This window comes from Peribacillus sp. P4_D6 (assembly GCF_056401795.1).
Map to the genome: position 1 here is coordinate 1 of NZ_JBFUIQ010000072.1, position 20,866 is coordinate 20,866.

Here is a 20,866-nt window from a genome sequence, read left to right on the forward strand (position 1 = left end):
GTTCCGGGTCGTAGTATTTCAGTGAGTAGGCAATGGATTTCTTGCCTTCCTCCATTCTTTCACCTTCGTATAAGTCGAAGATGCTTACTTCTTTCAGCAGTTTGCCGCCGGCTTCTTCAATAATATCCTGAATGTCCCCAGCTTTCGTGGCTTGATCCACAACGAGCGCGATATCGCGTGTGGTTGATGGATAGCGCGGAATCGTTTGGTACGCTATCGGCGCGACTTCTGCTTCGGCCAATGCTTTTAAGGAAAGTTCGAAAATGTATGTTTCTTTAATATCCAAGTCTTTTTGGACAGTTGGGTGCACTTGGCCGATAAAGCCAATTACTTCACCATTCAATAGTACTTCCGCTGTCCGTCCTGGATGCATATCGTTGATTTCCGCTTGGCGGTAACTGATTTGATCAGCTAATCCAAGTGTGTCGAATAATGCTTCGATCACGCCTTTGGCTACAAAGAAATCCACTGGTTTCTTTTCACCCTGCCATAGATGTGACTCCCATAGGCCGGTGATTGCTCCAGCAACATGTTCTTTTTCTTCAGGCAGTTCTTGTTCGTCACGCTTAAAGAATACCGAACCGATTTCATACAGTGCCAGTGAATCAATTTGGCGGGCATTGTTATATTTCACGACTTCCAGCAATTGAGGCACGATGCTTAAACGCAGCTGGCTTCTTTCTTCACTTATTGGCATTGCCAATCGAATGGATTCTCTTGCTTCCAATGCGAATTGGGACGCTTTTTCCTGGCTTGTCAGTGAATAGGTCACTGCTTGATAAAGGCCTGCGCCTTCAAGTGTACGGCGTGCCTTCCGCCGTTTAATTTGATAGTCTGTCAATTGTCCTGGGTTAGCAGAACCGATCGGCAGGGTAACAGGGATGTTATCATATCCATATAAACGTGCAGCCTCTTCGACTAAATCGGCTTCAATCGTAATATCACCACGGCGCGTCGGGACAGTGATCGTGAATGTTTCATTGTCAAGTTCCACGCCGAATTGCAGACGTTTGAAGATTGATTCCACAACTGATACAGTCATGCTTGTTCCAAGGAGTGTGTTGATTTTTTCAAGCGTAATGCTAATGACCGCAGGTTCCATTGACAATTCGTCAACTTCTGCTGCTCCTTGTAAGACTGTTCCGCCTGCATATTGTGCAATCAATTGTGCAGCACGTTCCCCTGCTTCACGAACACGTGCCGGGTCGACGCCTTTTTCAAAGCGGGCACTAGCTTCACTGCGTAATCCATGGTCCTTTGAAGCTTTGCGAACTACTGTACCAGCAAAATATGCACTTTCAATAATGATGTTCGTCGTATCATTTTTGACTTCGGAATCCGCTCCGCCCATCACACCAGCAATCGCAACAGGCTCACTGCCATTCGTGATCACTAAATGGTCAGGTGTCAAAGTGCGTTCCGCTTCATCCAATGTTACGATTTTTTCAGCATCCTTCGCTCTGCGGATGACGATTTCCTTTGAACCAAAGCGGTCATAATCAAAGGCATGTAGCGGTTGGCCGTATTCAAGTAAAATGTAGTTCGTGATATCCACCACATTATTATGAGGTCGGATACCTGCAGACATCAACCTAGTCTGCATCCAAAGGGGTGAGGGTCMGATCTTAACATCCTTGATGATTTTAGCCATGTATATCGGGTTATCTTCTTTCGCTTCCACTTTGACACTGATATAATCAGTTGCTTTTTCAGCTGCCTCTTCTTTCTCGACTACCGGCCATTTCACTTCCCGGCCTAGAATGGCTCCCACTTCGTATGCAACACCAAGCATGCTTAGCGCGTCGGAGCGGTTTGGAGTCAGCCCAAGTTCCAGCACTTCATCACTTAAACCAAGTTCCTCCAATGCATCTTTCCCTACTTCCACATCATTAGGGAAAACGAAGATTCCTGTAGCATAATCCTTGGAAACAAGCTTGGATTCGAAGCCCAATTCTTGAAGCGAGCAAATCATTCCGTGCGATTCTTCTCCGCGAAGTTTCGCTTTCTTGATTTTGAAATTACCTGGAAGGACTGCGCCAACAGTAGCGACTGCGACTTTTTGGCCTTTATCGACATTCGGTGCCCCACAGATGATCTGAACGGGATTTTCGGCCCCGATATCAACTTGGCATTTATTCAATTTATCCGCATTTGGATGTTGTTCACGTTCTAAGACATGCCCGATGACGACCCCTTTTAGCCCTTCACTTTTCTTTTCCACCCCTTCAACCTCAATGCCGCTTTTCGTGATTTTGTCAGCAAGCTCCGTCGCATTGATGCCTGAAAGGTCAACATAATCTTGTAACCATTTATATGACACAAACATGGTAGGTCCTCCTTTTTAAAATAAAAATTTATGCTTCGTGATGGTTGAATTGTTTTAAGAATCGAACATCATTCGTATAGAAATGACGGATATCGTCCACACCGTACTTCAACATGGCAATCCGTTCCACGCCCATTCCAAATGCGAATCCAGAGTATTTCTTGGAATCGAAGCCAGCCATCTCAAGGACGTTCGGATGAACGATCCCAGCGCCAAGCACTTCGATCCAGCCTGTTTTTTTACATACGCTGCAGCCTTTACCGCTGCAGATTTTACAAGAAATATCCACTTCGACGGAAGGCTCAGTAAATGGGAAGAAACTTGGACGAAGACGGATTTCACGGTCTTGCCCGAATACTTTTTTCGCAAATACGTCTAGCGTTCCTTTCAAGTCGCTCATGCTGATGTTCTCATCGATGACCAAGCCTTCAATTTGCTGGAATTGATGGGAGTGTGTCGCATCATCGTTATCCCGGCGATATACTTTTCCTGGGCAAATGATTTTAACAGGGCCTTGACCTTTATGTTTTTCCATCGTTCTGGCTTGAACAGGTGAAGTGTGCGTCCGCATCAGGATTTCATCCGTGATGTAGAAGGAGTCCTGCATATCACGTGCCGGATGGCTTTTTGGCAAGTTAAGTGCCTCGAAGTTGTAGAAGTCGCTCTCGACTTCAGGACCTTCCGCAACCGTATAACCCATCCCGATGAATAAGTCTTCGATTTCTTCCACGATTCGTGTTAATGGGTGAAGATTCCCCTTGTTTACCGGACGTCCTGGAAGTGTGACGTCAATCGTTTCAGTTGCTAGCTTTGCATTGACTGCCGCGGTTTCAAGCGCTTTTTGTTTCTCCTCGATCTTTGTTGCGATTGCTTCACGTACTTCATTGGCTAGTGCCCCGATTTTCGGGCGCTCTTCGGCAGATAATTTACCCATGCCGCGCAATACCTCCGTGATTGGCCCTTTTTTCCCTAAATAAGCAACACGGACTTCATTCAGTTCTTTTAATTCGGAAGCGGCGGCAACTTTTTGCAACGCTTCTTCCTGCAGTTCTAGTAAACGTTCCTGCATCATGTCTTCCTCCTTTATTTTCCTTTTGTAAAAATGAACACAAAAAAACCCCGATCCCTAAAGGGACGAGGTTTATGTATCGCGGTACCACCCTTATTAGTGCATAAACAAAAAAACTTCTGCACTCACTTCATTAAAAATAACGGCTCTTCACCGGAACATTTTTCGGACATTCTGTCTTCCCAATGCCAACTCGAAAGGTGAATTCACTTAAGCAGTGCCATAAAAATGCTTTCAGTCAAGGCATTTTCTCCCTGGATATGGTTAACTTTAAGCTACTACTCTTTGTCATCGTTGTTTTCATTATAAAATTCTGTTTTATTATATTATAATTCTTCGGCCGTTTCAAATCGATTTTCGTAAATGGTACATTAAAATCCCGGCAGCGATCCCCACATTCAAAGATTCACTTTTTCCGTAGATGGGAATATAGAGGTTTTTAGTCGTTTTCTCCAGTAATTCCTTCGATACCCCTTGACCTTCATTACCGACCAGCAGGGCAAATCGGGAAGACTTTTCCACTTCTTCAAATGGCGATGCCCCTTCTAATGCCGTGCCATAAACCGGTGTGCCGCTTTGCTTAAGCTCATCGATGATTTCGGATAGGTTCCCTTTAATGACAGGCATATGGAAGAGGCTCCCTTGCGTCGAACGGACCACTTTGGGATTATACAAGTCAGCACACCCTTCCCCAAGAATGACCGCATCGATTCCCGCTGCATCCGCTGTCCTGATCATCGTTCCAATATTYCCAGGATCTTGGACGGCATCGATCAACAATAATTTTTCCKGATTGATGGACGCCATGCTCGTTGATTTCTGTTCACAAACCGCAGCAATTCCCTGCGGTGCTTCGGTATCGCAAATCGCCTTCATAATATCATTTTTCACATAAATGAGTTCTGTGCCTTCCACCTTAAAATGGGCAGGCATTTCAGTTTCTTCATTGATGATCACTTCCAAGACGATTTCCTCTTTTAAGGCTTCTTCAACTAGGTGATAACCCTCGACTAAATATTTACCTGTTTTATCTCGTTCTTTTTTCGTCAAAAGTTTTTTCCATTGCTTAACTTGCGGGTTTTTTACGGATTCGATATATTTCAAGGGTAAACGCTCCTTTAACTTCACACTGATTTTCCTATTATAACGCAATTCACATACATATTGCATGCGAGTTTGTGAAATGCTATTAATGTCAGTCATTATGTGTTAGAGGAGGAATAATTATGAATTTAAACTTACGTAATGCGATCATCCAAAATGTATCTGGAAATTCGCAAGAGCAGCTGGAAGACACGATTGTCGATGCCATACAAAATGGCGAGGAAAAAATGCTTCCTGGATTGGGAGTATTATTCGAGGTCATCTGGCAAAATTCATCCGAGCAGGAAAAACAGGAAATGATCACTGCCCTCGAATCAGGATTAAAAAAATAACAGCCTTCAAAGGCTGTTATTTTTTTAATCTCGCCTCGCCAGCCTTCAGTTCTTCGATGGAGACTTCTTCATCAAGCAGCAAGATGAATTTCTTTGCTTTCACTTCTTCAAGCATCGCTTTTGTCTCAGCAAAAGAGTAGCCGTATTTCGTGAAAAAGCTGCGTAAATCTCCAGATCCTTCATCTGTGAAGTAATGGAAGATTTTCAAAAAAAGAGTGTCCTCCTTATCCTGATTGGCGATGATCAGTATATCCGTATGTTCATTTCCAAGCTGCACATAATTTTTTATATCAGCTGCCACTGTCATTTGGGTGCCAGATACGCCTTTTGCTTTTAAGTCTGAAATTGCAGCAAGTAGTTCCGGATTAGAGTCAAAAACACCATATACGTTTTTTTCCATGTTTCTCCCCCTCCTTGTTACTCTACTTAAAATAAAATTCCTTTGTCATTATACCTTGCAGCTTTATCAATAAACAAGCAAATAGTCTATGGAGACGAACAAGGGAACCCTCTGCCTAAAGGTTTTTTTAAAAATAACAGCCTATAGCAAACTCTAAGAAAATCGAGGTTGCTTGCGGTCCTATTAAAAAGGCTGTTTTCACATACTTTGTTGCTATTTACCAGGTAGTGAGTTGTGGTTGATTTCCCCTCCAGATGCTCGCTTTCCGCGGGGCTGGCGGTGAGCATCTGGAGGGGAAACGCCTGTGGGGTCTCACCTGTCCCGCTGCTTCCGCAGGAGTCTCGCACTTCCGCTCCAATCAACCTTAAATAGTTTCGTTTTAAAAACAACAATCTTTACGAAAAGAGCCATTAAAAAAAGTTCCACTCCCTTTCCGTCGACTGTCTCACAAGCCAAAGCAAACGGCTGCGTGTCTCAGCTAGACAGTGATTTCGGCATGAGTGTCGCAAATTTCTTCAATCTAAGTAAACAAACAAAAACAGCCTTATGCAGGCTGCTCTTGTTGCGGTATTACAGATTGTCGGTATTGATTCGATTTTTGATGTATTCATCTTGTAAGCCTTCCTCTTGCTGTCCGCTGGCTGTCGGTCCCGCCGTCCGATCCAGTGATCCTTGAGCGCCCAGGTTTTTGTCAGCATCGTCTGCAAACGGGTCGCTTGCCAGTGTTCCTTCATGAATCCCTGGTTTTTGCTTCTTGAATTTTTCTGTGGAATTCCCCCAGATTTCCCTTTCTTGAGCTCGCTTCATATCCACCTCTTCATTTTCATAGATATTGGCGGAATTTCCGTGAAGCTCTTCGCTTCTTCCTGGCTGTGCTTCCATTTCCCTTGTTTGATAGGCATTCGCGGTTGTTTCCGGAAAAAGGTTCGGGTCCGGATTGTTCACCACCCCTGTTTTAAGCGGATTCTCTGCAGGTGCGTCCGTATCCTCGATGCGATTGGAAGTTATGTTCTCACGTGCTGTTACGGTTTCCGATTCATCTAAAAGAATGAGGAATTTTCCAGCCTCCACTTCATTTATATAAGCGGTTGCTTCACTATCGGCAAGCCCTAACTCACCTAAACGGTTCCTTATATCTTCGGAACCCTCGTTCAGGAAAAAGTGTTTCATTTTAGCAATGAAGGATTCCTCGTTAGAGTTAGTAACGACTTCGACATCAGGATCATGCTTTTCATTAACGAAATCCAAATCTTCTTTCTTATCAGCCATTACCGTTATTTCCCCTTCATGAACCCCCTTTTCCTTGAGGGATTGTATAGCCTGGATCATTTCTCTTTCCGTATTAAAAACACCATATAACGTTTTTCCCATGCATATTCCTCCTCCTTTTTCCGATATTTCTTCTTATGTGTATTTATACCCTGATGGGTGCCAATTAAACAAAAAGGTTTGCCTTTCCTAAGCTCGGACCTTTAATCAGCCTTTAAAAACCAAAAGGAAACCTGCAGTTTTAAAACTGCAGGCCATTTCCTTCACTCTTAGAAGCGGTCGGTTCTACGTTCAGTTGCCTTTTTCTCATTCACGATCGATTCATCTGTACTATCAAGCTGGATATCTTCCTTTTTAAGAGTATCCTGAACTTGTTCCGTTTCTTGTACAGCATGTTTCTTGATGACAATTTCATCGGTGACAACCGGTTTTTTCGAAACTTCCAGTTTTTCTTCAACAACCGGGATTCGTAATGTTTCCCCATCTTCAATGGTTCCGGTTTCCCGATTCGCTTCACGTCCTGAAACCGATCTATGCTCAACTGTCACTTCTTCGTGTTCAACAGGGACATTGATCGTTTTATGCTGTTCATTGACTTCTTTATTAATGACGACTTCTCCTGTCTGAACTCTTTCTTTGTCAATGTTCAGCTGTTCTTCCCGAAGTGTAAGTGTCCTTTCATCTTCTGGCAATTCACGGCCTTGTCCGTTGACTCCATAAACATCTTCTTTATTTAATGCATCGGTTTTTTCCGTGCCATTATATAGTGGGTTGGTGGAGTTAGTATCAAGCCTTGTACCGGCAGTGTCCATTGTTCCGGTCGTGAATTTATCTCTTGCCGTTCCAAGATGGCCTTCACCTTCTTCAACCAGAACCAGGACTTTTCCATTTTCTACATCAAAGACATGTTCAGCCGCATCGCTATTCGAAAGGCCTGCATTCGCCAATCTTGTTGAAAGGTCTGCCGTATCTTCCGGCATGAAGAAACGTGCCACCTTGTCCATAAACGATTCGTCGTTCGGAACATTCGTCATTGTGTGAACATCCGTTTCCCGTTGATGGTTCGTGAAATCCAATGTTTCTTCCTTATCTGCGACGACCGTAATATCGTCCCCTTCAAAACCCTTTGCCTTAAGTGCATTAATTGCTTGGATCACTTCTGCATTTGATTCATATACTCCATATACTGTTTTATTCATTTTACATTCCTCCTTAGGTTTTGTTGTTTCGTTTAGTGGATGCTATATATAAACAATACCCGCCATGTTCCTAAGTAAACGAGGAATCCATATTTCATTTTTGTTATATCATTTACAATTCGTTCTCAGCACAGAACGCATTTTTAATTGAAATCCAAGCTTTACAAGGGTTTCCCCCTTTATAAAAATGTAATGTTTAACCAAATCATGCCATTTCGTTTTTTCAAATAATGCTTGTGATCTTTTTTCTTCTATTATAATGCCACAGCATTTATTAGCAGGTCCGCAATATGCACCGCTTTTGTGCATTCCCCCAAGTTTTCCCGCTCGATCCCCAATTGCATTTGCAACAGGCAGCCAGGGTTTGCCGTGACAACAATATCGGCCTGTGTCGATTTCGTGTGCTCCATTTTAGAGTCGAGAATGTTCATGGACATCTCTGATTCAACAATATTATATATCCCAGCTGAGCCGCAGCAGCGATCGGCATCCTTCATTTCCCTGAAATCGATTCCTTCTATTGATTGAAGGAGAATTCGCGGAGCCGAGGAGGTGTTCATCACATTCCGTAAGTGACAGGAATCCTGGAAAGTTACGGATTGAGCTGGCAGTTTCAGGCGAACTTTTTCCTGAAAACGCAAATCAACAAGGATCTGGCTGATATCTTTCAACTTATTTTTAAATGAGATTGCACGGTCATGCCATTCCGGTTCATCTTGGAGCAGATGATCATAATCTATGAGAAAAGCGCCGCAGCCGCCGGCATTCGTAATGATATAATCAACTTCCTCCGTTTCAAAGGCTTCAATATTACGCTTGGCCAGTTGCTTTGCACCTGCTTTTTCACCACTGTGACCATGCAGCGCACCGCAACAGGCCTGGGATTTCGGTATCACGATTTCACATCCGGCCAGCTGAAGAAGCTTTAGTGTGGCCTTGTTCGTTTCCAAAAACATCGTATCCATCAAGCAGCCGGAAAAGAAAGCCACCTTTTTGAGCGGCGTTCCGATTGCAGGCAGCTCGGTTGGCCTATTTTTCATTTCTGCTTTTTTCGGGACTTTCGGCAGCACTTTTTCCATGGCTGCCAAATTATCCGGTAGCATGTTGAGGACTCCCGTTTTACGGGCCATGTATTGCAGACCTGATTTCTGATAGAAGCCAAGCAAGCTTGTCATGGTCTGCATTCGCTCCTGGTGCGGGAATAGTCCACTAAAAACGGCCTTGCGAATCGTTTTAACAGGGAAGCTGTGTTTTTTATTCTGATGGATGATATCCCTTGCTTCTTCAAGAAGGTGTCCGTATTTCACACCTGAAGGGCACACAGGTTCACAAGCCCTGCAGCCGAGGCAAAGACTCAACGACCGTTCTACATCCCTATCTGGCTCAATCACGCCATCCGCCACCGCTTTCATAAGTGCAATCCGGCCCCTTGGTGAGTGGGATTCCTTCAGCCCCGATTCTATGTATGTCGGGCAATGGGGTAAGCAAAAACCGCAGCGCATACAATTCAACAATTCATCTTCATTCATTTTTTCCGCGAATTGAATGGCAATGGTTTCCCTTTCCTGAACTGTCGTCATGAAGAAACCACCACCCTTTTCCTGGTTTCCTTGGCAAATACTTTGCCGGGATTCATGATGTTATTGGGATCGAAAGCCTGTTTAATCGCCCTCATGGCATCAATCCCTTCTTTCTTCAGTTTCCATTCAAGATACGGGGCCTTCATCGCTCCTACACCATGTTCACCGGTAATCGTCCCGCCAAGATCGATAGCCGCGGCAAAAATGTCGGCAAAAGCGAGCTCCACCCTCTCCATTTCCTYATGATTACGAGCGTCGGTAATGCATGTCGGATGGAGGTTCCCATCCCCAGCATGACCGAACGTGCAAATGTCCACGTTATGCTTGTCAGCGATCTCATTAATCGCTCTAACCATTTTGGCAATTTCCGAGCGAGGAACGGTGGCATCTTCCAAAATGGTCGTCGGCTTGAGGCGTGCCAATGCGGAAAGTGCTGTCCGTCTTGCCGTTTTCAAGGCAACAGCGTCAGATTCCGTTTCGGCAATTTCCACGGAAACCGCCTTTTCCTCTAGACAGATATCGGCCATCCTTTTCATATCACGTTCCACCACTTCAGGCGGACCATCCTGTTCAATCAGCAGGACGGCTTCCACATTGGTAGGCAAACCGATTTTCGCGAAGTCCTCGACCACGATCAACGTCGGCCGATCCAGAAATTCCAATGTCACAGGAATGGTCTTATTTGAAATGATCTTGGCCACTGACTGTGCTGCAGCATCCAGATCTTGATATAAGGCAAGCATCGTCTTAGTCGTTTCCGGCATTGGAATCAGCTTTAAGGTCGCTTCCGTAACGATGCCCAAGGTCCCTTCCGATCCGACAAAAAGTTTCGTTAAATCATATCCGGCTACATCTTTGGCAAGCTTGCCCCCTGTTCGAATGATGTCCCCATTCGGAAGGACCACTTCAAGCCCGATGACATAATCACGGGTGACTCCATACTTTAAGCCTCGCAGTCCACCAGAATTCTCATTAATGTTGCCGCCAATCGTGGAGATTTTCATCGAACTTGGATCCGGCGGATAAAACAACCCCTTCTCTTCAACTGCTGAAATCAAGTCCAAAGTGATGAGCCCAGGCTGTACGGTCGCCGTTAAGTTCTCCTCATCTATTTCAAGTAATGAATTCATTCGATTGAATAAAAGGACAAGCCCCCCCTCTGTCGGGCATGTGCCTCCGCTTAAATTCGTCCCAGACCCGCGCGGAACGATCGGAACATTGTATTCGTTGCAAACTTTGACGATGGCTGCGACTTCAGCTGTGCTGCCCGGTTTGATGACAGCATCCGGCAACGCTTGAAATCCAGGCGTTGCATCATATGAATAGACTAGACATTCCACTTTCGAGTCATCGTAATTCTCCTGACCGACGATGGCAAGGAGTAGCTGCTTAACCTGCTTTGTTAACATGTACATCCTCCTCATATAAACATAGGAAATTCTAGATTTTTTATATGATGTAAGTATAAGAAAAAAAACACTCGGCCTTCTATGTATGAACATATAAAGTTTTGAGCTTTTCATAGAATTAATTTGTATGTTTATCCAATACGCTTAATGCTAGATACATCATGACTAAATCGGCTGGCTTCCTAGGGTTCAGCCGGGTCAAATCCTCAATGCGCTTGAGCCTGTAATGGAGGGTATTGATATGGATATGCAGGGCTCTAGCCGTCTCTTTTAAAGATAGATCACATGCAAAATACATGGTAAGGGTTTTAAGCAGCTCCTCATTAGGAAGCAACTCCTGAATCGTCCGGGATAAATATTCCTGTCTAGTTTCAGCGGTAACTTCATCAAGCAGGACCTCAAGTTTCAAGTCCTCGTCAAATATGATACTTGATGAAGAAGACGCGATTTTCAAGGAACGTTCCGCTTTAAAAAACGCTGGCCTGAAAGCGGACCCTGATGCACGCGAACTAACTCCTGCGCACACTTTATAACCCGAACTCTCTTCCAGCTTTTTTTGCAGTTTACTTAGTTTCTTATATTGCTGGTTTTTTGAACCGATGAAATCGGCCATTGCAAGAATGACGAATCGGTTCCTCCCCCAACGTACTGCGATGTCATTCGGATGCTGCTGTCTTATGAATATCTGAAGCGTTCTCCATACATGAGGTTCAATGATTTCATCAGTCTTGAATTCACCAAGGGTGATGATCCGGTCCGCATGAACATCGACCCCAAGCAACTTGGCCTTCTGAAGGAAGTGCTCATTGAACGTCTGCAGCTGATGCCATTCAAATACAAAGAATTCCATCAGGCGTGATTGGGATTCTGCTTGTTCAATATGATAACTTTCCTGAATGAACATCTCCGTCATCTTTTTTAATAGTTCCGCATATGGGGAAACATGTTTGGGGTCACCTGTAATTCCAATGACACAAACGGCTTCCTGATTAAAGAAAATAGGCAGGTTTATCCCTGCCTTCACTCCTTTCCAACTTCGTTCATCCTGTTTATTGATGATCAATTTCTCACGATTGTTGAAAGCGTGGATGGCTCCTTCATGAAAAGATCCAATACGGCTGCCATCGGTGCTGGCGATAATCATGCCGGCATGGTCAATAATGATGATCTCCTCATCAATCAGTTTTCGAACCTCATGCACCAATTTTCCTGCAACAGCTGCCAATTGCATGATATGTCCTCCTTTTTTGAATGGACTTGAAAATATTTCGAGGCTCCCCGATGAAAAGGGAGCCTCATTCTACTTATGGAATCATCCAGGAAAGGACGCCATTTTGCAAGAAGGTAATCACACAAACAAGCAGCAATAAAAATAAGCTATGTTTAAGCGTGAATCTCAATAATTCCGATTCCCTGCCCGCCAATCCTACGGCAGCACAAGCTATCGCTATCGATTGGGGGGAAATCATCTTTCCGGTGACCCCTCCAGAAGAGTTCGCCGCCAGTGCCAGAACCGGTTCCATCCCCACTTTAAGCGCAGTCACTTTCTGCAGACTGCCAAATAAGAGGTTGGCTGATGTATCCGATCCGGTAATGAACACACCTAGCCAGCCGAGAACAGGTGCGAAGAACGGAAATAAATCACCCGATTTTGCCAGGGTCATCCCTAATGTTGTCGACATGCCTGAAGCATTCGTCACATAAGCAAAAGCAACCACGGTAGAAATCATCAAGATTGGTTTGGCCAACTCTTTCATCGCTTCAACAAAGGTGCCATAAAAGTCTTTTGAAGACATGTGTGCGATGAACTTCGTTACGATGGCAGCCAGTAAAATGGCCGTCCCGGCTGCTCCGAGCAGTTCTATTTTATAGAAAGCCGCAATCGGCAATCCATTACTTCCGATTATCTCATTATGCAGACCTGGAACTTCGATTTGGAAGGTTAATAGTTTCCCGATTTCATTGATTCCGCCAAGCAGCACATTATTGCCTTCATAATGTCCGGATAGTGCCGGCTTTATTGGGTTCATCCCCCATATTGTGATGAAAAGCGTTAACAGAAGGAATGGTGACCAAGCATGGAATATCTGCCATTTCGTGTATTTTGTTTCCGTTTCGGCTGTATATAATGGTTCGACAGCAGCTGCCGTTTCCTCTGATGCAAAGCGAAAGATCGTCTTAGGTTTCCAGAATTTAAGGAAAATCGCCAATGCAAACAGTGACACTAACGCGGATAGGATGTCGGGTAATTCGGGCCCAAGAAAATTCGAACTTAAGTATTGTGTGATGGCAAAGGAAATTCCGGAAACCAAAATTGCCGGCAAAACCTCAAGCGACCTTTTCCACCCAGTCATGATTAAAATGAGATAAAGCGGAATGAAAGCAGAAAGGAATGGCAATTGGCGGCCGACCATTTTGGAAATCTCCATGGCGGCTATGCCAGTAGGGCCTTCCATGGCGATGATCGGTATTCCAACCGCCCCGAACGCTACCGGAGCGGTATTCGCGATCAAACAAATCCCGGCTGCATATAGCGGATTAAAGCCGAGACCGACTAAAAGCGCGGCTGAAATGGCGACCGGCGCTCCAAATCCCGCAGCACCTTCTAAAAAGGCCCCGAAAGAAAATGCCACCAATAATGCCTGGAGGCGCCGGTCTTCCGTAAGCGAAAGCACAGAAGAACGAATGATATTGAATTGCCCGCTTTTAACAGTCATCTTGTACAAAAATACGGAAGTGATGATTATCCATCCGATTGGGAGCAGCCCATATACGCCTCCTTGTGAAGCGGACATCACTGCTTTTCCTGCAGGCATCCCATATATCAATACAGCCACTGCAAGAGCTACAAGCAACGTCGTTATACCTGCCATGTAACCTTTCATGCGTTTGATGGTAAGCGCCCAGAAGAAGTAAAGAATTGGAATGAGTGCGGCAAGAGATGATAAAACTAAATTATCGGTGATAGGTGTAAAGTTTTGTGTCCATGTCATTCATTTCGACTCCTTTTACTATTGACTTTTTTAAAAATTCAGAAATCAAACGCTAATTGAAACCCCTTACATATCCAAATATTCAAAGTCATCAGATGACTTGATGAGTACTCATTTAAATTAAATGATTGAAAATATAAAAGCAAGATTTTTTTTATTTTTTGTTGATTTTTTAACTCTTCTGGAAGTGTCAAAGATCATTTGTGTTATATAATATTAACTAGAGAAACTCATAGAAAATAGAGGTGCTACTACTTGGTATATAAAAAAATAAAGCCGAAAAAAATTTATGAAGAAGTCAGCGATGAACTTTATGAAATGATTCGGTCAGGCAGCCTGAAACCAGGTGAACAATTGGATTCCATTCAGCAGCTTGCGGAAAATTTCCAAGTCGGGCGCCCGGCCATCCGCGAAGCATTAAGTGCATTGAGTTCAATGGGCCTTATTGAAATAAAACAAGGTGAAGGAACATTCGTCAAAACCTTCGACCCCGCCATCATGAACCACCCCTTGTCTGCCGCCCTTTTGATGGATCAAGACAATATCAAGCATTTACTGGAAGTCCGGAAAATCCTTGAGTCCGGTACGGCGGAAGTGGCAGCGAAGAAGAGAACGGAAGAAAACCTTATCGAACTTAAGGACATGCTTTTTAATATGGAAAAGGTCTCGGATGATGAAGAACTTAGTGATAAAGCGGATATCTCCTTCCATGTTGCCGTGGCAAATGCATCACAAAATGAGCTGCTGATTACATTGATGAATCATGTTTCAGAATTAATGACGGAAAAGATGCGTGATATCCGTCGGGCTGCGCTTTATTCCGAAGAGATGACACTCAAGCAGCTTTACCAGCAGCATGTCAGGATATATGATGCAATCGTGGCACAGGATGAGGACGGAGCCCGCAGTGCCATGCTGTTTCATCTTCAAAGCGTCGAGGAATCGCTGGACCGGGTCATCCAAAAAAATCAGCAAAAGAATCATTGACATTCCTTTAAATTTCAAAAATACCCTATACAAAAAAGGATTAAATTGATATATTATTTTGAAAACGATTACTTCATTTAAAAAATCTTGGAAATTGGTATCTTCTCTTAGCCATTTCCTTTTTCCATTTTCTAGTCATCAGATGACCTGTTAACCTATTTTGAAAAAGGAGGAGTTCAGATTGAAAGTTACTCTCTTTGCAACATGTTTAGTGGATTTGTTTCAATCCAATGTCGGCAAAGCGACAGTGGAGCTACTCGAGAGATTAGGCTGTGAGATCGATTTCCCGGAGTCCCAGATATGCTGCGGACAGCCGGCATATAATAGCGGGTATACGAAGGAATCGAAGGAAGCCATGAAAAAGATGATTAAAACGTTCGCGGATGCTGAATACGTCGTTACCCCTTCCGGTTCCTGTGCAGCGATGTTCAAGGAATATCCGGTCCTTTTCAAAGGTGATGCCGTATGGGAAAAGAAAGCGGCATCATTAGCGGCTAAAACATATGAATTGTCCCAATTCATCGTGGATGTCTTAAAAGTGACCGACGTCGGGGCTACCCTCAAGGGAAAGGCCACTTATCATACTTCATGCCATATGACACGGCTGCTTAAGGTGAAGGAAGCACCTGCCATTTTATTAAGCCATGTCAGGGGGCTGGAAATGACACCACTTCCGGATGCCCAAAACTGCTGCGGGTTCGGGGGGACCTTTTCGGTTAAGATGGGTGACATTTCCGGACAAATGGTCGAGGAGAAGGTATGCAATATTGAAGAAACCGGTGCCGACTTTTTAATCGGCGGGGATGCAGGATGTTTGATGAATATCGGCGGACGGATCCAAAGGAAGGGGCAACCGGTGAAGGTCCTTCACATTGCGGAAGTCCTCAATAGCATTTAAAGAAAGCGAGGAGGGAAAAACTTATGGCTATGAAAACCAGCTCTGCCAAATTTAAAGACCGGGTGGATGAAGGAATACATAATGACTTTATGCGATTGGCCGTATCCAGTGCCCAAGAACGATTACACGGACGGCGGCTGACTGCCGTTGATGAATTGGGAAGCTGGGAGGATTGGCGTTCCCTTGGGGAAGAAATTCGGCAGCATGTGCTCAGTAACCTTGATTTCTATTTGCACCAGCTTGCCGAAAACGTTTCGAAAAGGGGCGGTCATGTCTTCTTCGCTGAAACCGCTGAACAAGCAAGCGGCTACATTAAGGATGTCATTGTAAAAAAGAATGCCAAAAAGGTCGTTAAATCCAAATCGATGGTTACGGAAGAGATCAATTTGAATGCAACTCTTGAGGCAGTTGGCCTCGATGTCGTTGAAACGGACCTTGGAGAATACATTTTACAAGTGGATGATCATGATCCCCCTTCCCATATCGTCGCACCTGCGCTCCATAAAAATAAAGAACAGATCAGGGATGTTTTTAAAGAAAAGCTTGCCTATACGCAAACCGAAAAACCGGAAGAGCTTACCGCCCATGTGCGGGGCATTCTGCGGAAAGATTTCTTAAGCGCCGATGTGGGCATTACCGGCTGTAATTTTGCGATTGCGGAAACGGGCTCGATCGGATTGGTGACGAATGAAGGAAATGCCGATTTGGTCACTGCCCTCCCAAAAACGCAAATCACCGTGATGGGAATGGAACGGCTTGTACCTACATTCGATGAATTCGAAGTCCTTGTCAGCTTATTGACAAGAAGCGCTGTCGGCCAAAGATTGACCAGTTACATCACCGCACTTACCGGTCCGCGTGATGAAGGTGATGTAGACGGACCCGAGGAGTTTCACCTTGTGATCGTGGATAATGGACGCTCCTCCATCTTAGGAACTGATTTTCAATCCGTTCTTCAATGCATTCGCTGTGCTGCCTGTATAAATGTCTGCCCGGTCTATCGCCAGGTTGGCGGTCATTCATATGGTTCAATTTACCCCGGACCAATCGGCGCTGTGCTTTCACCCTTACTCGGAGGATATGATGATTTCAAGGAACTGCCGTATGCCTCCACTCTTTGTGCAGCCTGTACAGATGCCTGTCCGGTAAAGATTCCTCTCCATGATTTACTGAGGAAGCATCGTGAAGTCATCGTTGAAAAGGAAAAAATGGCGCCGTTTTCAGAAAAGATGGCCATGAAGGCCTTTGGGATTGGTGCGGCATCGCCTTTGCTTTATAAATTCGGCTCCAAAATGGCCCCATCAGCGATGTCACCTTTTAAAACGGGGGATATCATCTCGAAAGGCCCGGGACCGCTCAAAACTTGGACAGAAAGCCGCGAGTTCCCTGCTCCAGGGAAAGAGAGCTTTCGGGACTGGTTCAAAAATCGGGAAAAAGGAGGGAAACCATCATGAATGGAACCATCCATAATGAAGGGGCATTTTTAAACAATATAGCCAAAAACCTGGGAAGGGCTCCTATTACGGAAGGCATCTCCGTTCCGGAATGGAAGCACGCCCCCCAAAAAGAAGTTTTGAAACATGCGACACAAAATGATCTTGTCGCGGAATTGAAGGAGCAATGTAAACGGGTGCATACTCAATTTCACCTTACCGACTCCAAGCAAGTGGTGAATTGCTTAACAAAGGTAATCGAGGAACTTGGAAACGGACCCGTGATCATCCCTAAGGACGATCGATTTACCGAGTATGGGTTAGAGGGCATCTTAAAGGAAAATGATGTCCATATATGGGATCACCAAGCCGGGAATGAGAATATCGAAAAAGCAGAAAGTGCAAACATCGGAATCACATTCAGTGAGATGACACTAGCAGAATCAGCGACCGTCGTCTTGTTCAGCGACAAGGATCACGGCCGTTCCATCAGCTTCCTTCCTTCCTGCCATGTTTCCATCATTCCGAAAAGCACCATCGTTCCGCGAATGACCCAGGCTGCTGCGGCCATCCGTTCAAAAGTTACCCGGGGCGAAGTCGTTCCTTCCTGCATCCATTTCATAACAGGGCCGAGCAATTCGGCTGATATTGAAATGGACCTTGTCGTCGGCGTCCATGGACCCATCAAAGCCGTCTATATAATTGTCGAAGACAAGTAGAAATAAGAAAAAGAAAATGGAGAGGACCTATATTAGGCCTCTCCATTTTTAACTTACTATATTAATCGTAAATGATCCGATCAACCGCTTCGCGATCGAGGCGTTTAATCACTTCGACAATGAGCTTGACTGCATTCTCATAATCATCCCTGTGAAGCATTGCTGCGTGTGAATGAATGTACCGTGTGGCAATTGTGATCGCCAGGGCGGGAACACCATTTGCCGTTAAATGGATGGAGCCGGCATCCGTCCCGCCGCCAGGAATCGATTCATATTGATAAGGAATATTCATTTCATCAGCCGTGTCGGTGACGAAATCGCGTAATCCCTTATGTGCCACCATCGATGAATCATAGATGACGATTTGCGGGCCTTCCCCCATCTTGCTCATCGCTTCTTTTTCGGAAACCCCCGGTGTATCGCCAGCAATGCCGACATCGACGGCAAAACCGATATCCGGCTGAATTTTGAATGTGGATGTTTTGGAGCCACGCAGGCCGACCTCTTCTTGCACTGCGCCAATTCCATAAACTACGTTAGGATGGTCGCTGTCTTTCAGCTGTTTAAGCACATCAATGGCGATTGCACAGCCAATTCGATTGTCCCAGGCTTTGGCGAGCAGCATCTTTTCATTATTCATAACCGTGAATTCAAAATATGGCACAACCATATCCCCCGGCTTGACGCCCCATTCCTTAACCTCTTCTTTGCTGGATGCACCAATATCAATGAACATATCCTTAATATCAATCGGCTTCTTCCGCGCTTCCGCTGACAGGATATGTGGCGGCTTGGAACCGATAATGCCCGTTATATCACCTTTACCCGTAACGATCGTCACGCGCTGGGCCAGCATTACCTGTGACCACCAGCCCCCTACCGGCTGAAAACGCAAAAATCCCTTATCATCAATTTGGGTGATCATGAAACCGACTTCGTCCATATGCCCGGTAACGACGATTTTCGGTCCGTTTTCATCTCCCGTTTTCTTGGCGATCAAACTTCCCAGCCCATCTGTCGATATTTCATCCGCAAATGGTGTTATGTATTCGGTCATCACTTTTCTTACTTCACTTTCATTTCCTGCAATGCCTTTAGCATCCGTTAAGTCAGCAAGCATCTTTAACGTTTCATCCAATTGAGCCATTCCCTTACCTCCTTATAACTTACATTACAAGAATAATTATACAGACAAACGATTTCATAAACAATCAGTAGCCTTGCTTTTGCCTTTCGTAATTGACTTCATTTTTGCTTACATATGCTTTTTCCACATCGGCTGCCGAAAATCCGAGCAACTCCCCTAAATGTAAATACGCAGTAAAAACCTTTTGGTAAGATGACTCTGTCAACTGTGTGCGAAATTCACTGATGTAGCCGTAAATGGCAGTAAATTGAACCRTCAAATCCTCCTGATGCATCTTTAGGGCAGATGGAACTTCCGGTACAAAACCCCGTTCGATCCCGAGTGACAAAATGAAATGAATGCCATCCACATATTCAGCCAAAATCGTTTCTTTATCAGAGGGTCCTTTAAGACTCCAGAATTTAAAACATCTTGTTTCATTGGCAAGCTCTCCAAGCTCCACTAAAAGAGCGAGTATCTTCCGTTCCACCAAGTCTTCCGCACCCAAATCATGCTTGGATTGTATATGCTGATCCAAAGCCGCCTGCATTTCCATTAATTTACTTATGTTCATTTTCATCACTTCTTTCCTTCGTCTTCCCCTAAATTATATCAAATAAATGAAACTTATTAAAAACCCATACGTAAATGAAAGGGAATCACTCTGTTTAAGGAGGTATCTCCATGGTATTGATCATGCGGTTCATTCTTTTGGCTCTCATCATTTTCTTAATCTATACAGTCATTAAATATCTATTTAATCCGAAAAGAAAATTAGAGCTGGCACATGAACAGAAAAAATTCTTTCTGCTCGACGATACAGCCAATATACGAAAGAATTTTTTATTGACGTACAACGGGGTGATGTTTGAAGGGGAAAAGTATTTAGGGACGACGGAACGCTCCTTCGAGGTCATCTCCATCTTCATTTGGCCTAAAAAAGTGGCAGGCCTGAAAGGCTTGAAGCGAAATGATTTCTTGAAAATCGAGGCAGCCATAAAAAAACAATACCCGGATGCCGTTATTGATTGGAAGAGCCCGGTCAAGGAGTTCTTACAAAATTGAAAAAATCACGCATAATGAAGAGCCTTGAGGAAAACGGACTCAAGGCTCTATATTAATCATCTGAACGAAAAAATTCCTTCCAGGGGACGACCGTCTGCTTCTCTCTCAATAAATAGATCAATAAGGTTAAGGATAATAAAATGATGACGATCAGCGTGGGACTGAAATCTGCAATATAGTGGCCAAAAACCGTGTATACGAATGCTACAGGAAGATTGGTCATGAAGGATAGGTAAAAATAATTTTTCAGCCCTTTATTGGATTCCAATAAACAAAGCGACAGTAAATAAAAGTGTATGAATGGTATTAGCCTGAGTACTGCAATTTGCCGGCTGTTCAGTTTTCGGTTACCAAACAGCTTATTCTTAAGCCGCAGCAGCCTATCCTTTGTTTTCGGAAATTTGCCTATCACGAAATAAAAGGCCATGCTGGAAAGCGTCAAACCGATTACCGAATAGATGGTTCCAAAAGCTGCCCCGAATAATACTCCTCCAGACATGCAAACCACAATGACGGGAATGAATAAAAATTGCCTTAATAAATGAAAAGTGATAAAAATCAACGGTGCAAACACGCTTCCAGATTGAACGTAGCTCATCACAAGTGTCAGTTTATCATTCATGCTCTCCCTCCAGCTACTCTTTGCTGCTTCTACAAGCATATACACTATACGGGCTACTTATTACAATTGAATGAATACCTTAATCAATAAGCCTATCTGCAGAATCATCAATATAGGCAGACCCCACTTAAAAGCGGCATGCTTCGTCTTATGGCGGAATTGCTTCATCCCCAAAAAGGACCCAGTCCCTCCTCCTATGACAGCCCAAAACCAAAGTGTCTTTTCGCTGATCCGGTACTCCCCATTACGCGCTTTCCTTTTGTCGATTCCCATTAAGGCAAAACCGATGATGTTCGTGATGATCATATAAGCAGCAATGAACCATACTCCTTGCA

Annotated in this window: 20 protein-coding genes and 1 other annotated feature; of the genes, 6 read left to right on the forward strand and 14 right to left on the reverse strand. The window is 44.4% G+C overall.

The features are described from left to right. The 3 genes from pheT to AC1DVB_RS18210 all read right to left on the reverse strand — a co-directional run. On the reverse strand, window positions 1–2,326 hold a 2,326-nt coding region (gene pheT, locus AC1DVB_RS18200), incomplete at its 3' end, for a phenylalanine--tRNA ligase subunit beta (protein ID WP_477590309.1). A 28-nt stretch (window positions 2,327–2,354) separates the two neighbouring features. Continuing rightward, window positions 2,355–3,395 carry a phenylalanine--tRNA ligase subunit alpha gene (gene pheS / locus AC1DVB_RS18205; protein ID WP_477590311.1) on the reverse strand — a complete coding sequence of 347 codons (1,041 nt, stop codon included), beginning with the start codon at window positions 3,393–3,395 and terminating at the stop codon, window positions 2,355–2,357. A gap of 58 nt (window positions 3,396–3,453) precedes the next feature. Then, window positions 3,454–3,696, reverse strand: a binding site (T-box leader). Between the two features lie 44 nt (window positions 3,697–3,740). Then, window positions 3,741–4,499 carry a TrmH family RNA methyltransferase gene (locus AC1DVB_RS18210; protein ID WP_477590313.1) on the reverse strand — a complete coding sequence of 253 codons (759 nt, stop codon included), beginning with the start codon at window positions 4,497–4,499 and terminating at the stop codon, window positions 3,741–3,743. Window positions 4,500–4,621: 122 nt separating this feature from the next. On the opposite strand from AC1DVB_RS18210, the gene sspI reads away from it, so the two are divergent. Beyond that, entirely contained in the window at window positions 4,622–4,831 is a 210-nt protein-coding gene (gene sspI / locus AC1DVB_RS18215) for a small acid-soluble spore protein SspI (protein ID WP_076364828.1), read from the forward strand. Window positions 4,832–4,847: 16 nt separating this feature from the next. Here sspI and AC1DVB_RS18220 read toward each other — a convergent pair whose 3' ends face one another. The 7 genes from AC1DVB_RS18220 to AC1DVB_RS18250 form a co-directional block, all read right to left on the reverse strand. After that, window positions 4,848–5,231: a general stress protein gene (locus AC1DVB_RS18220; protein ID WP_054400056.1), complete on the reverse strand. Its 384-nt coding sequence runs from the start codon at window positions 5,229–5,231 to the stop codon at window positions 4,848–4,850. Between the two features lie 570 nt (window positions 5,232–5,801). Further along, on the reverse strand, window positions 5,802–6,602 hold the full coding sequence (locus tag AC1DVB_RS18225; RefSeq protein WP_477590316.1) for a general stress protein: 801 nt from the start codon (window positions 6,600–6,602) through the stop codon (window positions 5,802–5,804). A 167-nt stretch (window positions 6,603–6,769) separates the two neighbouring features. Then, window positions 6,770–7,699, reverse strand: a complete 930-nt coding sequence (locus AC1DVB_RS18230) for a YsnF/AvaK domain-containing protein (RefSeq protein ID WP_053535893.1) — start codon at window positions 7,697–7,699, stop codon at window positions 6,770–6,772. 254 nt (window positions 7,700–7,953) lie between these two features. After that, window positions 7,954–9,279, reverse strand: coding sequence for a (Fe-S)-binding protein (locus AC1DVB_RS18235; protein ID WP_095679814.1), 1,326 nt, complete (start codon window positions 9,277–9,279; stop codon window positions 7,954–7,956). Then, on the reverse strand, window positions 9,276–10,688 hold the full coding sequence (gene glcD, locus AC1DVB_RS18240) for a glycolate oxidase subunit GlcD (RefSeq protein ID WP_477590318.1): 1,413 nt from the start codon (window positions 10,686–10,688) through the stop codon (window positions 9,276–9,278). Before glcD ends, AC1DVB_RS18235 begins: the two co-directional genes overlap by 4 nt. A gap of 118 nt (window positions 10,689–10,806) precedes the next feature. Then, window positions 10,807–11,919 carry a PucR family transcriptional regulator gene (locus AC1DVB_RS18245; RefSeq protein WP_477590320.1) on the reverse strand — a complete coding sequence of 371 codons (1,113 nt, stop codon included), beginning with the start codon at window positions 11,917–11,919 and terminating at the stop codon, window positions 10,807–10,809. A gap of 73 nt (window positions 11,920–11,992) precedes the next feature. Then, a complete protein-coding gene (locus tag AC1DVB_RS18250; protein WP_289350583.1) occupies window positions 11,993–13,681 on the reverse strand; it encodes an L-lactate permease in 1,689 nt (562 codons plus the stop codon). A gap of 255 nt (window positions 13,682–13,936) precedes the next feature. On the opposite strand from AC1DVB_RS18250, the gene AC1DVB_RS18255 reads away from it, so the two are divergent. From AC1DVB_RS18255 to AC1DVB_RS18270, 4 genes are all read left to right on the forward strand, one after another. Continuing rightward, window positions 13,937–14,668 carry a FadR/GntR family transcriptional regulator gene (locus tag AC1DVB_RS18255; RefSeq protein WP_057276686.1) on the forward strand — a complete coding sequence of 244 codons (732 nt, stop codon included), beginning with the start codon at window positions 13,937–13,939 and terminating at the stop codon, window positions 14,666–14,668. Window positions 14,669–14,849: 181 nt separating this feature from the next. Beyond that, the gene (locus AC1DVB_RS18260; protein WP_057276687.1) at window positions 14,850–15,566 is read left to right on the forward strand and encodes a (Fe-S)-binding protein; all 717 of its coding nucleotides are present in this window, start codon (window positions 14,850–14,852) and stop codon (window positions 15,564–15,566) included. Between the two features lie 23 nt (window positions 15,567–15,589). Continuing rightward, a complete protein-coding gene (locus tag AC1DVB_RS18265) occupies window positions 15,590–17,020 on the forward strand; it encodes a LutB/LldF family L-lactate oxidation iron-sulfur protein (RefSeq protein WP_454861570.1) in 1,431 nt (476 codons plus the stop codon). Further along, window positions 17,014–17,718, forward strand: coding sequence for a LutC/YkgG family protein (locus tag AC1DVB_RS18270; RefSeq protein ID WP_477590328.1), 705 nt, complete (start codon window positions 17,014–17,016; stop codon window positions 17,716–17,718). Before AC1DVB_RS18265 ends, AC1DVB_RS18270 begins: the two co-directional genes overlap by 7 nt. A 61-nt stretch (window positions 17,719–17,779) precedes the next feature. On the opposite strand, the gene AC1DVB_RS18275 is transcribed toward AC1DVB_RS18270, so the two are convergent. Together AC1DVB_RS18275 and AC1DVB_RS18280 are read right to left on the reverse strand one after the other, a co-directional pair. After that, window positions 17,780–18,865: a M42 family metallopeptidase gene (locus AC1DVB_RS18275; RefSeq protein WP_239858571.1), complete on the reverse strand. Its 1,086-nt coding sequence runs from the start codon at window positions 18,863–18,865 to the stop codon at window positions 17,780–17,782. Between the two features lie 64 nt (window positions 18,866–18,929). After that, window positions 18,930–19,418, reverse strand: a complete 489-nt coding sequence (locus tag AC1DVB_RS18280) for a dUTP diphosphatase (RefSeq protein ID WP_477590324.1) — start codon at window positions 19,416–19,418, stop codon at window positions 18,930–18,932. Between the two features lie 110 nt (window positions 19,419–19,528). On the opposite strand from AC1DVB_RS18280, the gene AC1DVB_RS18285 reads away from it, so the two are divergent. Next, window positions 19,529–19,909, forward strand: a complete 381-nt coding sequence (locus tag AC1DVB_RS18285) for a hypothetical protein (protein ID WP_048681192.1) — start codon at window positions 19,529–19,531, stop codon at window positions 19,907–19,909. Window positions 19,910–19,961: 52 nt separating this feature from the next. Here the strand turns inward: AC1DVB_RS18285 and AC1DVB_RS18290 are convergent, their stop codons facing one another. Together AC1DVB_RS18290 and AC1DVB_RS18295 are read right to left on the reverse strand one after the other, a co-directional pair. Then, window positions 19,962–20,531, reverse strand: coding sequence for a TVP38/TMEM64 family protein (locus AC1DVB_RS18290; RefSeq protein WP_034309063.1), 570 nt, complete (start codon window positions 20,529–20,531; stop codon window positions 19,962–19,964). Window positions 20,532–20,591: 60 nt separating this feature from the next. Beyond that, window positions 20,592–20,866: DUF1294 domain-containing protein (locus tag AC1DVB_RS18295; RefSeq protein ID WP_477590326.1), on the reverse strand; the 275-nt coding region annotated here is incomplete at its 5' end.